At 44.8% G+C, this 13,941-nt stretch carries 11 protein-coding genes and 2 tRNA genes; 10 read left to right on the top strand and 3 right to left on the bottom strand.

Features of this window, described 5'->3' with window-relative positions; genetic code table 11:
- Positions 1-52 precede the first annotated feature (52 nt).
- The 7 genes from GQF01_RS06580 (at position 53) to GQF01_RS06555 (ending at position 9,251) form a co-directional block, all read left to right on the top strand.
- On the top strand, positions 53-2,212 hold the full coding sequence (locus GQF01_RS06580) for a hypothetical protein (RefSeq protein ID WP_161406011.1): 2,160 nt from the start codon (positions 53-55) through the stop codon (positions 2,210-2,212).
- Positions 2,213-2,501: 289 nt separating this feature from the next.
- On the top strand, positions 2,502-5,612 hold the full coding sequence (locus GQF01_RS06575; protein ID WP_161406010.1) for an efflux RND transporter permease subunit: 3,111 nt from the start codon (positions 2,502-2,504) through the stop codon (positions 5,610-5,612).
- A gap of 29 nt (positions 5,613-5,641) precedes the next feature.
- Entirely contained in the window at positions 5,642-6,901 is a 1,260-nt protein-coding gene (locus tag GQF01_RS06570) for an efflux RND transporter periplasmic adaptor subunit (protein ID WP_235959052.1), read from the top strand.
- A 24-nt stretch (positions 6,902-6,925) separates the two neighbouring features.
- Positions 6,926-8,677 carry a hypothetical protein gene (locus tag GQF01_RS06565; RefSeq protein WP_161406008.1) on the top strand — a complete coding sequence of 584 codons (1,752 nt, stop codon included), beginning with the start codon at positions 6,926-6,928 and terminating at the stop codon, positions 8,675-8,677.
- A 158-nt stretch (positions 8,678-8,835) separates the two neighbouring features.
- Positions 8,836-9,000 (top strand): hypothetical protein, encoded by a 165-nt coding sequence (locus GQF01_RS35880; RefSeq protein WP_164484139.1) that lies wholly within the window; start codon positions 8,836-8,838, stop codon positions 8,998-9,000.
- 90 nt (positions 9,001-9,090) lie between these two features.
- Positions 9,091-9,167: transfer RNA gene (locus GQF01_RS06560), tRNA-Met, on the top strand.
- Positions 9,168-9,177: 10 nt separating this feature from the next.
- Positions 9,178-9,251: transfer RNA gene (locus GQF01_RS06555), tRNA-Ile, on the top strand.
- A 136-nt stretch (positions 9,252-9,387) separates the two neighbouring features.
- Here the strand turns inward: GQF01_RS06555 and GQF01_RS06550 are convergent.
- Complete coding sequence (locus GQF01_RS06550; RefSeq protein WP_161406007.1) at positions 9,388-9,900, bottom strand: hypothetical protein; 513 nt, start codon at positions 9,898-9,900, stop codon at positions 9,388-9,390.
- Complete coding sequence (locus GQF01_RS06545; RefSeq protein ID WP_161406006.1) at positions 9,897-10,394, bottom strand: hypothetical protein; 498 nt, start codon at positions 10,392-10,394, stop codon at positions 9,897-9,899. Before GQF01_RS06545 ends, GQF01_RS06550 begins: the two co-directional genes overlap by 4 nt.
- Before the next feature lie 180 nt (positions 10,395-10,574).
- On the opposite strand from GQF01_RS06545, the gene GQF01_RS06540 reads away from it, so the two are divergent.
- Both GQF01_RS06540 and GQF01_RS06535 read left to right on the top strand, forming a co-directional pair.
- Positions 10,575-10,862, top strand: a complete 288-nt coding sequence (locus tag GQF01_RS06540; RefSeq protein ID WP_161406005.1) for a DUF2277 domain-containing protein — start codon at positions 10,575-10,577, stop codon at positions 10,860-10,862.
- Between the two features lie 133 nt (positions 10,863-10,995).
- Positions 10,996-11,730 (top strand): DUF1906 domain-containing protein, encoded by a 735-nt coding sequence (locus tag GQF01_RS06535; protein WP_161406004.1) that lies wholly within the window; start codon positions 10,996-10,998, stop codon positions 11,728-11,730.
- A 50-nt stretch (positions 11,731-11,780) separates the two neighbouring features.
- Here the strand turns inward: GQF01_RS06535 and GQF01_RS06530 are convergent, their stop codons facing one another.
- Complete coding sequence (locus tag GQF01_RS06530; RefSeq protein WP_161406003.1) at positions 11,781-12,914, bottom strand: hypothetical protein; 1,134 nt, start codon at positions 12,912-12,914, stop codon at positions 11,781-11,783.
- Positions 12,915-13,089: 175 nt separating this feature from the next.
- Here GQF01_RS06530 and GQF01_RS06525 point away from each other — a divergent pair, with 175 nt between their 5' ends.
- A complete protein-coding gene (locus tag GQF01_RS06525) occupies positions 13,090-13,935 on the top strand; it encodes an alpha/beta hydrolase family protein (RefSeq protein ID WP_161406002.1) in 846 nt (281 codons plus the stop codon).
- Positions 13,936-13,941 lie beyond the last annotated feature (6 nt).

The following is a 13,941-nucleotide window of genomic DNA, read 5'->3' as shown; positions in this document are numbered from 1 at the left end:
AAGCTCAACTCTATGATGATATTTACAATCCATGAAGGAGGCAAAACACAACATGAGGATCAAGTTCGGTTATAAATATGCGGCTACTATTGCTTTGTCTGCTACGATGGCATTTGGTGCTATGACGCCCGTTTGGGCAGATAGCAATCCAACCGCGATAACGATGGCGATAGGTAAGGTGCCGATTACCAATAACAGTTATTTTGAATTAAAACAAATTCATGTCTTACCTGATCAAAGTGGAAAAATCGCGACTTTCACGATTACCATTCATAACGAAGGCAGCAGTGAACTGCAATTTATTGATTACTGGGCTAGGTTAAAGAGTAAATCTGGCAATCAATACTCAGCGCGCTTGCTGCCTGCTGATAAAGATAAGAACCGGGTAGCCCCCGGTTCTACAACCGATTTAACGTTCTATGCGACGGTGAATCCAAGTACGAACCTGCAGGACCTCGTTGTGCAATTCATCAAGTGGGATTTCAGCCAAACGAATTTCGAACGGGTGCTTGGTGAGGTAGCCGTACCGGATAATTATACAGATGTCATTCCTTCTGATGGTACAGGCACTATTTCAGTTGGCGGCGTTGAAGTACATGCGTCTATTAAAAAGTTCATTAGCAACAAAAATGAAAAATACCATGTTCCCACTGTCTACTTGACGCTAGAGAATGCAGGTAGTCATGCTGTGACTATTCCAGCTTACTTATTCTCAATAAGGACACAGGATGGTCTCCTGTATCCCTTGGAAGCCAAAGGTCTGAAAGATTTGAAAATTAATCCCAAAGAGAGCAAGGAAATTCAACTCTCCGGTTCCATTCCAGTAGCGGTAACCGCGGATGCTTGGCAGCTGGCTGTTGCGGACACGATTGCGGATTTGAAACTTAATGTAGCTGTAGCTAATTTTCAACTACCAGCAGTAAGTTCTCAGGAAGGCGGATCCATTGGCAAGGAGTATTCTTTCACCAATAAGTCGGGCGTTTACACAGCTCAGCTTGGCGGCCTTCATCGCCTACCTTGGGAGGATCAAGATTTATTGACAGCCGATTTAGTTCTTAGCAATAAGGGAGATGAGTCGCTTCCAATTCCGAAGTTGTCTGGTTACTTCCTGCTGGACGATGCGGTCAAAATCGATGCGAAGCTTATCCAGACGGCTAAAGTGATTGGGCTTGGTGCAGGTACAAGCATTAATCTGCAGCTAGCTGGCAAATTACCGTATACGTATGAATTCTCTCACGTGAAGCTTGTACTCCAAGAGAACGAGGGAGAGGCACCAGCTACGGGTACAGACACTACGGGTACTACGAGTACTGCAGCAACTGACGTGCTGGAGTTCTCGACACAAGCTGAGCTTCAAGCAGTTCCTACCGTTGGACTGGGCGAAACCTATTCGTCGACAGACGTTGGGCGTAAAGCGAAATATGCGATTAGGAACGTATCGACCTATGAGGACAAAACGAGTATCATGTACTCAGCAATGGTTGAAGTGACAAATTTAGAGAAAAGATTCACGAACGCATCCAAGCTTGTCGCGAATTTCCGGTCGCCAGACGGTACAGTATTCCCTGCTTCTGTTGCGGAAGTGAAGAACAAAGTTTCACCATCAGGAAAAGCGCTGCTTAACGTCTGGGCGCCTGTGCCGAAAGGTTTTTCTACGGAGAATATGAGCTTACTCCTCGGTGAAGCCGTAACGGATGGCAAGCTATCGGAAGGCGACAAGGCAGTAGCTGATTCCTACGTTAATCCAGTTTCGTATTCGCTGCCAGCGGAGAATACGAAAGTGGCAACTACACTTAAAAACGTGGACTTATTCCCTTATTCCATTAGTATTGATAAAATTGCGACGAGTATTGAGAATCAAGTATTTACACTCAAATTCAACTACGAGTTAACAAAAGAGAAGTTGACGGAAATTAATACCGAAGGTCATAACTTACTCCTTGTCTTCGAGGATGGTGGCGGTCTTAAACGTTTTGAGAAAAAATTTGATTTTAAAGACTTTGATGTCTTCAATGGAGATTCAACTGCCGATGAAGATACGAAGATTCGACTAGGGAAAAGAGAGAATTTCAAAATTTCGATTTCGGATCCCGGACTTATTTTTAATACTAAATTTTTAGAGAAATATACACTTAGTGTATACGACGAGTTCCAAGGGCAGAGAAAATTAATTGCTTCTCAGAAAGCCGATTGGTTTATTACAACAGATTAAACATACTTCAAGGGTTGTCTCAAATGGTCTGTAAAAACCTATGAGCAGCCCTTTTTTTGCGTTCAGTCATAAGAAGTCATAATTGGATTGCCCTATTTATGACCAATATATGACTGAAATATGACTTCACTCACCTGTTTTTATACATAGTGCGAGATATAATAAATCCAGACCGAAAAAAAAAACATAAAATTTTCAATACTATTTTATGTTTTGTTAAGAAATTCCAAGTATGATGGTTGAGTGAGCATTTCAGAGTATTAAAGCTGGTGATAGGGGAGAAGTGAGAATGATTAAGTTAACCGAGTTTTCAATGAAAAATGTAGCAGCGATTTTCATCCTCATGCTGCTGTTGGTCGTAGGTGGGACGTATTCCACAACGACGCTCAAGGTAGAAAGCTTTCCAGACATTACTTTTCCGGTCGTCATTGTAAGTACTACATACGTAGCGCCTCCAAAGGATGTGCTAGACGAAATTACGAAGCCGCTCGAAAAGGCGGTAGCAGGATTAGACGGGCTAAAAACGCTCAGCTCAAGCTCGCAGGATAATTACTCACAAATTATTTTGGAGCTGGATCAGGATAAGAAGCCTGAAGACGTCAAGAAGGACGTTGAGAGTCTGATTTCCAATGTGAAGCTTCCGCAGGGCTCTGAGAAGCCGAAAGTGTTAACAGCCGGATTCGCATCCGAACCAGTTTACTACTTAGCTGTATACGGCGACGAGAGTATGAACCAAGCAGAGCTGGATAATGCGTACAAGGATACAATTTTACCAGGCTTAAATGGGCTTAAAGGGGTCGACCATGTAGACTCTGTCGGTAACCAGGACGCTGTGCTCACGATTAAGATGGATGCGCCAGCGATTAACAATTACGGCTTAACGCCGGCAGATGTTTCTGGAGCGATTAAGGCAGCATTGGTATCTAGTCCAGCAGGTACAGTAGATTTCAATGGTAACCAGCAGATGGTTCGCGTCAAAGGTGAAATGGATAGCATCTACAATTTAGACAATTTGAAAATCACTACGAAAACAGGCGATACTCTGCTTCTTAAGCAAATTGCTAAAGTTGAAGCCATTAGCGAATCCAAGTTTATTGCCAGATTAGACGATAAACCAGCGATCGGTGTGCTTCTGTACAAAACCAAAGCTGCGAATGCGGTAGAATTTGCAGATAGCGCAGATAAGCTAATGACAGAGTGGACGCAGACACTGCCTGGCGTCAAGTTCCACAAAATTTATAATTCAGCCAACGATATTAAAGATTCTATACACGGAATGGTGCAAGAAGGCGGTTTAGGCGCAATTCTGGCATCGGTCATGATCTTACTGTTCCTTCGTAATATACGGATGACATTGATCGTACTCGTTTCCATTCCTCTATCCATTCTCGTCACGTTGTTAGTCATGGGGCCACTGGGAATTTCACTGAATATCATGACACTTGGCGGTATGGCGATCGCGGTTGGTAGGGTAGTTGACGACAGTATCGTTGTTATTGAAAATATTTATAGTCAGCTGCAAATTGCTCAACAGCGTAACGAATCCGTTATTCGGTTAGCAACTAAACAAGTATCGAGTGCGATTACTTCCTCAACGATTACAACAGTAGGTGTATTTGGTCCGATCGGCTTCGTAAGCGGGGTTGTCGGGGAAGTCTTCCGTCCTTTTGCAATTACGCTGGTTGTAGCATTATTATCTTCCTTAATTGTTGCTTTAACTGTTATCCCAATGTTGGCGAAGTTAATGGTGCTTAATTCCAAGAAACTTACCAATCACGATGAGAATCATGTTGGTCCTATGGGTGAGAAATATAAAAAAGCACTCATCTGGTCTCTGAATAACCGCATCAAAACGCTTTTGATAGCCGGTGTAGCTCTTATTCTTTCTATTGTTATTACTGTTCCGAATTTAGCGGTGGCCTTCATGCCAAACAGTGAAGCTGTTAAACAGGGTGCCATTGATATCAAAATGCCTCGCGAAACATCCATTGAGATGATGAATGAAAAATCCAAAGAGCTTGAAAAAGATTTGAAACAGCATAAAGATAAATTGGGCAATCCTGCTTTCAAATATATCGAGACTCTAGTAGGTTATATCCAAAGCAGCGATCGGTATGCGTATAGAGCAATGATGTTCTTTGAACTAACCGCAGACACGGATGCGACAGAGGCTGTCAAAACCTACAAAGAAGACATGTTGAAATTGATGCCTCCTGGCTCGGAAGTCAACGTTCAGTTGTTTACGGGTGGACCTCCAACATCAACAGGTGCTGACTTTTCTTACTCGCTCAAAGGTGATGACCAGCTGTATCTCCAGCAAGCCGCACAGATGGTAAAAGAAAAGCTGAAAGAATTTCCAGAATTGAATGATATCGAAGATAGTTTGAGTGATTCCAAAACCGAAGTTGAGATTACAGTTGATCAGAACAAGGCGCGTTTATATGGACTATCTTCAGCGCAAATTTTGCAAGCTGTTAATTCTTGGATTGCGGAAGAAAAGCTGGGAGATTTGAAGTTTAATAATGTAACTTATGCAACCAAAGTTATGCTCAATCCGATTTACAAAAATTCCGTGGATAAACTAGGTACATTCCTGGTTAAAACGCCAACGGGTCAAACGATTCAGTTAAATGAAATCGCTCGTATCGAGCAAATTGACGCACCAAACAGCATTAGTCGTGAAGATGAAGAACAAATTGTAAGTGTGAAAGCAAAAATTGATAGCACGGATAAAGGCGGCGTAAGCCAAAAAATAACGGCTGAATTGGCGAAGCTGGAGCTGCCGTCTGGGGTCTCTCGTGAAGTCAAAGGGGTTTCAGATGATATCAACAGAAGTTTTATGCAAATGTTTATCGCGATCTTTGCATCCATTTTCATTGTTTACATCGTCATGGTAATCGCATTTGGTAACGCGCGAGCGCCGCTAGCTATTCTTTTCTCACTGCCACTTGCGGCAATTGGGGGACTTCTAGGGCTCCTGATTACAGGCGAATCCATCAACGTTACTTCACTCATCGGGTTCCTCATGTTGATTGGTATCGTTGTAACTAACGCGATTGTACTCGTAGACCGTGTACAGCAGCTTAGGGAGCAAGACTATTCCATTCGTGACGCACTTATTGAGGCAGGGATTACACGTTTAAGACCAATCATTATGACGGCAGGTGCAACGATTATTGCTCTCTTGCCACTGGGATTAGGCTTATCCAAAGGAACCATCATTTCCAAAGGATTGGCGGTCGTTGTTATTGGGGGCCTTACAACGTCAACGTTGTTAACACTTGTTATTGTACCGATTATGTATGAGTTTTTATTTAAAAAGAAAGATCGCCGTTGGTTCAATAGAAAAGGGAAATCATCATCCATACAATCGGAGCAAGCACCATCTGCGCTTCAATAAGCTGAATTGGGGAAAAGGAGAAAATGAATATGAAACGTCAGTTGTTTACAATTAAGCAAAGTGCCAAGTTATTCGGTGTCGTCGCGCTCAGCGCGGCGATATTCGCAGGATGTTCCGCATCACCTGCTGCAAGCCCAAGCGCAACGCCGGCAAACGCTGCCGAGCAAGGGGTTAAGGTCGTGAAGACGGCTAAAATTACCAAACAAAAAATTGGTAATCCCGTTGAGCAAGTAGGAGACATTGTTTCTTCCGTCCAATTGGATGTGGTAGCAAAGTCCGGTGGGGAAGTTATTGAAATTCTTAAGAAGCGCGGAGATAAAGTTGAAAAAGGCGAAGTGCTGTTCCGCTTGGATCCGACCGATGTTTTGATTCAAAAAGACTTGAATGCTGTGAGTATTAAGGGGGCTCAGGCTGGACTTGTCGAAGCCAAACAGAAGACATCCAATGGCATTGCAGATGCCAAAGACGCGGTTTCGAAACTAGAGACAGCCGTTAGCGATCTTGAGAAAGCCTATAATAAGGCTCGTAATGAATACGATCTAGGTACGGCAACGAAAACGCAGTTAGAACAGGCCGAAACAGCTCTAACGAATATGAAAAAAGATCTGGAGAGCGCACGTAGATCCCTGAAAACTGCGCAAGAAACGAATTCACTTGCGCAAGTGGAAACTAGCTTAGAGTCAGCACAGGTCAGCGCGCGCAGCATCGATAGAACACTAAGTAATCTCGATGTAAAAGCGCCTACTTCCGGTGTGATAACGGACCTTAACGTGACAGTTGGTGAAACTTTAGCGCCAGGCGGCCGCGTCGGTGAAGTGCAGCAGACGAATCCGATTAAAATTAAGTCCCAACTGACTGAAGCATCGGCGGCTCTCGTTCGAGGGAAAGGTGAACTTATTTTCTACATACCCGGCGTTACGGACAAAGCCAGCGCTAAAGTAACGTATTTATCTGATGTGATCAATGGACAATCGAAGGCTTATGATCTGGAGTTAGAGGTCCCGAATCCTGATGGCAAGTTGAAACCGGGATCCAAAGCTCAAGTCGAGCTTACCAAAGATGATGAGCAAATCGTACCGGTTATCCCGAGTCTTAGCATCGTCCGCGAAGGCGGTGACAGCTTTGTTTATATCGTAAATGGTGAAACGGTTCAGAAACGCAAAGTTGGACTTGGTCGTTTAAATGAAACAAATCAAGAAGTGTTATCTGGTGTTAAGGAAGGCGAGATGCTCGTAATTTCTGGACAGCACCAGCTCAAAGATCAAGATAAAATTAAAGTGAGCAACTAGCAGGGGCTCAAGGAGGAGAACTACGTGAATAAGAAAATGAAGAGATCGCTTGCCACCATTGTACTATCCGCTGCACTTTTAACTACCGCTTCTTTTCCTGCATGGGCTGCGGAGGGTGTGAGCTCGGCAGTTTTCGCTCAAACAAGTACGAACACCAGCTATTCGCTGACAGATAAAGTTGAAGTGGAGATTAAAAGCATTCTCAACGAGCATGAAACGGATACAACGAAGCTAGGAGCAGTCATTCGCATCAAAAATACAACTGATAAAATAACGCGTGTGCCTGATTTTGAATTGCGCGTTCGTATGGCGGATGGTATTGAATATACGCTGCAACCAAGTGCTAGAAATCCAAAATCTATTCTGCCAAAGACACAGCAAGAGATTAGTTTTCTGACGAATGTAGAACGTAGTGATGATGCTGAACTTAGCGAGCTTAGCTTTGTAGATGTTGATATGGAAGTGTATCCCAAAAAAGAGACAACACTGCTGAGCCTACCAGTTGACACGGCGCTTGTGTGGAAAGGCAGTGACAGCACGATCACCAAATCTTCCGCACTTCTGAAGTGGGGCGAGGCTTTCACACTGCCATCTCTGAGGTCATCTGTAGGTTTCATCCCTGTGGATATCCATAAGGAAATCACAGCCAAAGGCGTATCGACGGTTGTGCAAATTCAAGTAGTAAATCCAACGAATGAACGTCTAACAGTTCCGAATTTCGGAATCGACGGAAAAACAGAAAGCAAGGTATATTCTGGGAATCGTGCGGAAGCTACCGTTGTGCTTGATCCAGGTGAGAAAAAGTATATCCATATTGTCATCCCAACCGATTTGGACGCAGAATTCACGAGTTTGAATGTCGTGACGCCTGAGAGTTTCTTCGCCTTGCAGGGCGATGGCAAAATACAAGAAGAAACTTACCGTGTAGGGCGTGCGAACATTTTACTTCCTATCGGAGCAGCCACACAAGGTGTTATTCCGGCTCCAACCTACACGTTAGGAACGCCAGTCAAGCTCGACTCAACGAATAAATTTGTGCCGTCGAATGTCGATGTGTCGCTCGTTGAGCTGCATGTCACAAACAATGAAGATGATGGGTTCAATACAGCAGTGGCCAAATTTAAACTAACCAATAACAGCGATCGTCCGATTCCTATTCCAGCGATTCAAACCGAGCTTGTAAGTAAAGACGGTTATGCTTATGGAGGCAAAAGACAGGCGGAGACAGCTCTTAGCGTTGTTCCTAAGGCTTCCTATGTTGTCAGCTACTCCTATTCTCTTCCTGCTTCAGAAACAGGCGAGGGCTTGAAGATGAACCTTTACAGCCAGCAGGCAAGCGGTGAGACGACGTACAAATCATTGCTCGCAACGGCGAAAGTACCCGTTCAAACAAATGATCTGACGAGTAAAGTTCTTAACGTATACCCGTACGAGATCACGATTAGGGACTGGAGCCTCACAGCTATTTATCTTGCTGCATTGTCATTCGATTACAAGTTGAAATTGGATCTGGACATCCAAACGGATAAACAGGTGACAGTGGATAAGTTTAACAGCAAACTTTCCTTCGAACTCTTTGATAATGTCGGTAATCCGATTGGGAAAACGACGACAGACTTATCAGGTGAAGGAAGAATGTACAGTGGTTCGAACACCATTGACTTTAATGCAAGATCTAGTCAACTAGACTTTCCGATTCAAGTCAAAGTATATGAAACATTTACGAACGAATTTGGAGAAACGGTCAAACGTTTCCTGACATCTTTCAAACAATAATGCGTTTATGGATAAACCGCTTGGTGGTGCATGAGGCACCGCTAAGTGGTTTTTTTGTTTTTATTGCGCAGTCAGGATGTTCATAAGGTGTGACTCATAAGTCTGCCTAGTTTTGGATAAGATAGGTTTATCGATTCAAATAAAACGGAGTGATTGCGATGAACTGGATATATTGGGCAAAATTATATGATTCCAAGTTTCAAGCGGGCTGTCTGGCGAAAAGAATGGAAGAAGACTGGTGGATTTACGGGTATGAGTGTCCACAAGAAGTAGAAGTTTTCAAGTCGAAGAAGGGACGTTTCGGCGTTCGTTACAATACGTAATTTCCTGCATTTTATCTAAAAATTAACGCTTGACTTACCACTCGCGCTTAGTGTATATTTATTTTTGTCGCTGTTGAGCGGCACACATGACGCGGGGTGGAGCAGCTCGGTAGCTCGTCGGGCTCATAACCCGAAGGCCGCAGGTTCAAATCCTGCCCCCGCAACCAAATTTTATTTGGGCCTATAGCTCAGTTGGTTAGAGCGGTCGGCTCATAACCGATTGGTCGGGGGTTCGAGTCCCTCTGGGCCCATACGATCAAAACCCTTGATTTATAAGGGTTTTTGTTATTTCTAGACATGAAACAAGCCTCTCATTCTCATCATGATTCTGATGGAAATGAGGGGCTTGTGTTTTGAATGCCTCGCAAGCAGATCAGATTAACAATGTCACGGTTCATGTTTGTAATCCCTACCTAAATGCTTGCGTATGAACTTCAGCATGCCGATATTCATCAGGTAGACGGCAATATATACGGGGAAGGAATAGACAAGCCTCCAGCCTTTGTAATGAAATACGCCAGCCCATACGGATAGTCCCTCTAGGCCCGTTGTAATTAGGGCGCAGACAATCAGATACAGGACGAGTCTCATCCCTTTTATATTCCATCGATCATAGAAGTAAATGATCACATAGGCGGAAGGTGGGTAGCAGAACATATACAAAATAACATCGAACCATTCATACTTGATTGAGTCATTGACATCATACAAGTCCAGTGGCGTCGTGGCTATGCTCAAATCGACCACAAGTCCAAGATAGAAGTTGAACAGGAACACATACCAAATCACGATCGACGGAAACCGCCGCTTTAAAAGCAGCATAACCAACATGGATACCAGCGAGGCTGCAATAATGAACCATTCATTCCGATCGAAGGGTTCGGGTGGGACTAATATCATGATGCGCTACCTCCATTCTTGCGTAATGGATATAGCTGCAATAGCCAATCGAACATTTCAGTCAGTATGAGAATACCTGCGTAGGCCAGAATGTTATACAATCCTTTCCAACCCGTATAATGCAAGTAACCGAGGCTCTTAAACAGGAATGTTATAAAAGATAATACAAGGGCGCAAATAAGTAGGCTCAGTAGACGTCTGCCCTGCATTCTCTTCACATTTGTCATGTAATAAAAATGCCAAGCTATGATCATTGGAAAAATAATAATTTGACTGATTCTCATCATAGTGACATCCATCGGCTGTTCGGATATATCTTTTAAATTCAAATTGATGTCAATGATATAGATGGATTGCTGCAGCATGACCGAGGCGAACATAATAATCGCTATCAGTTCAATGGCGTGAAGTCTACGCCTAAGTTTGGGCCATGAGAAGACCAAGAAGACGATCTCAACTAACAGAACCAGGTATAAAATGATCGTAACGAACATCGGGGTCCTCTTTCATAATTAGGTTATATTGGTAAAGTATTTGTGCTATGTGATTTTTTTATGCTTGTATATCTTATTTTGTAAATTAGTTGGTAAGAGTCGTCAGCGCATGTTATTTTATTTTTATAACATTATCTTACGATCAATCATTCAAAAAAACTTGCAAAGGAGCTGCTTGTTATGTGCCGTAATATAAAGCCGCTTTTTAATTTCAACCCAGTAGCTACAGATACTGAGATTCAGGCAGCATCTCTACAATTCGTTAGAAAAATTTCTGGTTTCACCGCACCTTCCAAGGCCAATGAGGAAGCTTTCAACCGAGCTGTTAATGAGATAACGCTGGCTGCACGTCAATTAATGGATTCACTAGTAACTAATGCAGAGCCGCGCGATCGAGAAATCGAAGTTGAGCGTGCCCGCGCTAGAAACGCCAAACGATTCGGAACCGTAAAAAAACTGGAGTCCTGAACAAAAAGGCTTTTACCTTCTTAGGTAAGAGCCTTTTGTTACTTTCCTTTAATAAGCAACTCATTTGAAGTGTAGCAATCTATTGTCTACGAGCATATGATGTAACAAACTAGTAGAAATTAGGTGATAGAAAGTGACTAAAGGTTTTGATTGTTCAACACCTTTAACGGCGCAAACCGCCGCAGCTTTCGTCAAAGATGGATACTCGTTTGTGGCCAGATATCTCGTCCCGAGCGGGTATAAGGCTTTAACGAAAAGTGAAGCGCAGCGGATTAGCCAAGCAGGTTTGGAAATCGTATCTGTTTTCGAAACTACGGCAAGTCGAGCTCTCGGCGGAAGAAATGCAGGATTAGCTGACGGGGCTACCGCAGTACAGGTGGCTCATCAACTGGGACAGCCCGCAGGAAGCTGTATATATTTTGCCGTCGATTTTGACGCGACAAGCGCTCAAATGGCTACGGTAGTTGCCTACATCCGAGCGGCAAGTGAAGCGACCCCAGAGTACACCACAGGGGTATATGGATCGTATGCGGTTATGGAAGCCGTGAAGAAGGCAGGGGCCTGCTCGCGGTTTTGGCAAACCTACGCTTGGAGCGGAGGTAAAAAATCTACTTTCATAAACATTTATCAATATTTGAATGATGTTTCAGAGAATGGTATCCAGATCGATCATGACGAATCGTACGGTAGTGAAGGCTGGTGGAACACGCTGCCACCTGTGACCTATCCACTCTCTACGCATGATGCCAATGTCATCATACCTTTTCTGTCTGCTGGCTATGAAGCGACAACTTCACTTCCAGCTCGAGCGGAATTCAATCGCTTAGCCAATGAGCTGCGCAAGGCGTCTGGTCAGCCGCAGCAGTAAAATCAAAAGCCCGTTCACTCTCGTTTCATGGGAGAGTGAACGGGCTTTTGTCATTGCATGACCGCGCTGCGAATGTACCAGCGCGAATCAAGCGATGCTCTTTCGAGCCGAAAGAGCATACGCCTGTGTGCAGGCGCGGAAGCACGTGCCGGTGTAACCGTAACGTCGACCGCAGCCTCAAGCTCAAGGAGCTGGGATACGTCCCGCTCCGGGAACTTGGACAGGCGGCGCATGCTGCGCACGTGCATCGCCTGTTCTTGCCCTGTGGTGACCTGCAGCAGCTGCAGGTCACCTTGGTTGGCGCCGCTGATCCAGACGTCAATCAGCGCCCAAGGCGAAAGCTTGCTGATGTAGGACGTCAGCAAGCCGGCTGCCCGGTGCACCATGACCTGGTGCGCCGGATCCGAGGAGTGGGAGCCGTGCGTCACACTCCCGAGGAAGTGAATACAGAAATGACCATCGAAGTCATTTCCGGGAATGCCGTCTCCGCCATGCGGCATGCCGTGCATGGAGCCGGCCAGCGTGCGGCCGTTGAACCTTACGAGGACCGCTTTGCGGTCCCAGCTCCAGGCGCCGCCATAAATCGTTTTGAGCGTCGCTGAGTCGCTCTTCGTCAGCGGCTGGACATCCGCATGGCTGGAGCCTGCGCGTCGCTGCCCTTCAAAGCTAAGGCCGCTTTCCACGTCGGTAATCGTGAATTTACTATATTTAGGGATGACTTCGCTTGCGTCTTGCCAAGTTAGGATTTCGCCATAGTGCTGGGCTCTAAGCGCTTGAACTTGTGTGCGAAGCGTTTCTTGAACGCTAGTCGACACTGCATAGATCGATTTGGTCATAGGATCAACCAACTCTCCGTTTACCGTGACGCCGTAGTTTAACGTCTGCCCCTTTTTGTGATAGATGAGGGTGGTATCAGGCGGCAATGCTTCGGTATAAGCAGGCCCAGCAGTTAGTTGCTCAATTTCTCGTTGTAACTTTTTATTTTCAAAAGATGATTCTGATCGGTAGGCTGCATGAGGCGATGCCTGGACAACCAGCAGGAAAGTATTCATATTCGTCGTTTCCGGAGAGCTAAGGGCTTGGACATAGGAATGGCCAGGACATAACGAACTAACGGACATCACAGAAAGCAACAGGGTGCAGATCAACGTTCGGAGCAAGCGAGTTGCTCGGGCATGATGCATAGGTAAGCTTCCTCCTGAATTGATTTTAGTAGCGGTCCACATTTGAATTGCAGAATAAACGCCACAGTCAAGTTTTTGCTAATTGCCATAAATTTATGAACAATTGATCGACATCATCTGTCAGAATTGCATTTGTGTTAAAATATAGCAGTACTTAGGAGAGGGAGGTTAACTTATGCAACCAAGTGAAGGTAAGGCATTTGAGCTACATATAGCAGAGAATCGGATTGTCAGAGGAGATTTCTATGGAGCGGCGTCACAGCCGGCTCTGGGGACAATTATCATTTGTCATGGGTACAAAGGGTTTAAAAACTGGGGAATGTTTCCATATGTGGCGCACTCGTTAGCCGCTGATGTAAACGTGTTGGCAATCAATTTCTCTCACAATGGCGTTGGCGAGGACCTGCTTGATTTTACAGAGCTTGAGAAGTTCGCACGTGCTACCTATTCCAGAGATCTTGAAGATTTGGATGAAGTTGTGAAGGACATTCGGCGCAGCGAAAGTTTTGCTGGTTCTGCTGCCGGGGAGAAACCGATCCTGCTTATGGGCCATAGCAGAGGTGCGGGGGTCTGCCTGATTTACGCGCTCGATCATCCCGATCAAATTGCCGGTGTCATTAGCTGGAATGGCATTTCAAATGTCGATCTGCTGACAGAGGATAATAAAAAAGAGATGCGCACAGCTGGAAGAACATTCACGTTAAACGGTCGTACGAAGCAAAATATGCCATTAGATCTTGAAATCCTTGAAGATATGGAAAGCAATAGGGGGCGTTTTGATATTATAGGCAGAATTAGCGGCGCAGCGTTCCCAATTGTGTTAATTCAAGGCACTGAGGATGGAGAGAGGCTCATTCGAGGCTCAAAACAGATGGTCGAACATAATCCAGCTATCCAGTGGATCCGAATTCCTGAGGGCAATCACACCTTTGGTTCTGTGCATCCATATCAAGGAGAGTCCGAGCCGCTGAAGCAAGCCATCCAAGAGACCCTGACTACGATTCGAGAGATGTTAGGATAAAATAAC

This window comes from Paenibacillus silvestris, assembly GCF_009882985.1.
GTDB classification, from domain to species: domain Bacteria; phylum Bacillota; class Bacilli; order Paenibacillales; family NBRC-103111; genus Paenibacillus_E; species Paenibacillus_E silvestris.
This window is presented reverse-complemented; position numbering and strand designations above follow the sequence as displayed.

Bases quoted from the DNA above. Each gene is read 5' to 3' on its own strand.
- GQF01_RS06550 (WP_161406007.1), bottom strand. From the start codon at position 9,900: ATGATATTAGTCCCACCCGAACCCTTCGATCGGAATGAATGGTTCATT.
- GQF01_RS06570 (WP_235959052.1), top strand. From the start codon at position 5,642: ATGAAACGTCAGTTGTTTACAATTAAGCAAAGTGCCAAGTTATTCGGT.
- GQF01_RS06545 (WP_161406006.1), bottom strand. From the start codon at position 10,394: ATGTTCGTTACGATCATTTTATACCTGGTTCTGTTAGTTGAGATCGTC.
- GQF01_RS06540 (WP_161406005.1), top strand. From the start codon at position 10,575: ATGTGCCGTAATATAAAGCCGCTTTTTAATTTCAACCCAGTAGCTACA.
- GQF01_RS06525 (WP_161406002.1), top strand. From the start codon at position 13,090: ATGCAACCAAGTGAAGGTAAGGCATTTGAGCTACATATAGCAGAGAAT.
- GQF01_RS06575 (WP_161406010.1), top strand. From the start codon at position 2,502: ATGATTAAGTTAACCGAGTTTTCAATGAAAAATGTAGCAGCGATTTTC.
- GQF01_RS06580 (WP_161406011.1), top strand. From the start codon at position 53: ATGAGGATCAAGTTCGGTTATAAATATGCGGCTACTATTGCTTTGTCT.
- GQF01_RS06530 (WP_161406003.1), bottom strand. From the start codon at position 12,914: ATGCATCATGCCCGAGCAACTCGCTTGCTCCGAACGTTGATCTGCACC.
- GQF01_RS35880 (WP_164484139.1), top strand. From the start codon at position 8,836: ATGAACTGGATATATTGGGCAAAATTATATGATTCCAAGTTTCAAGCG.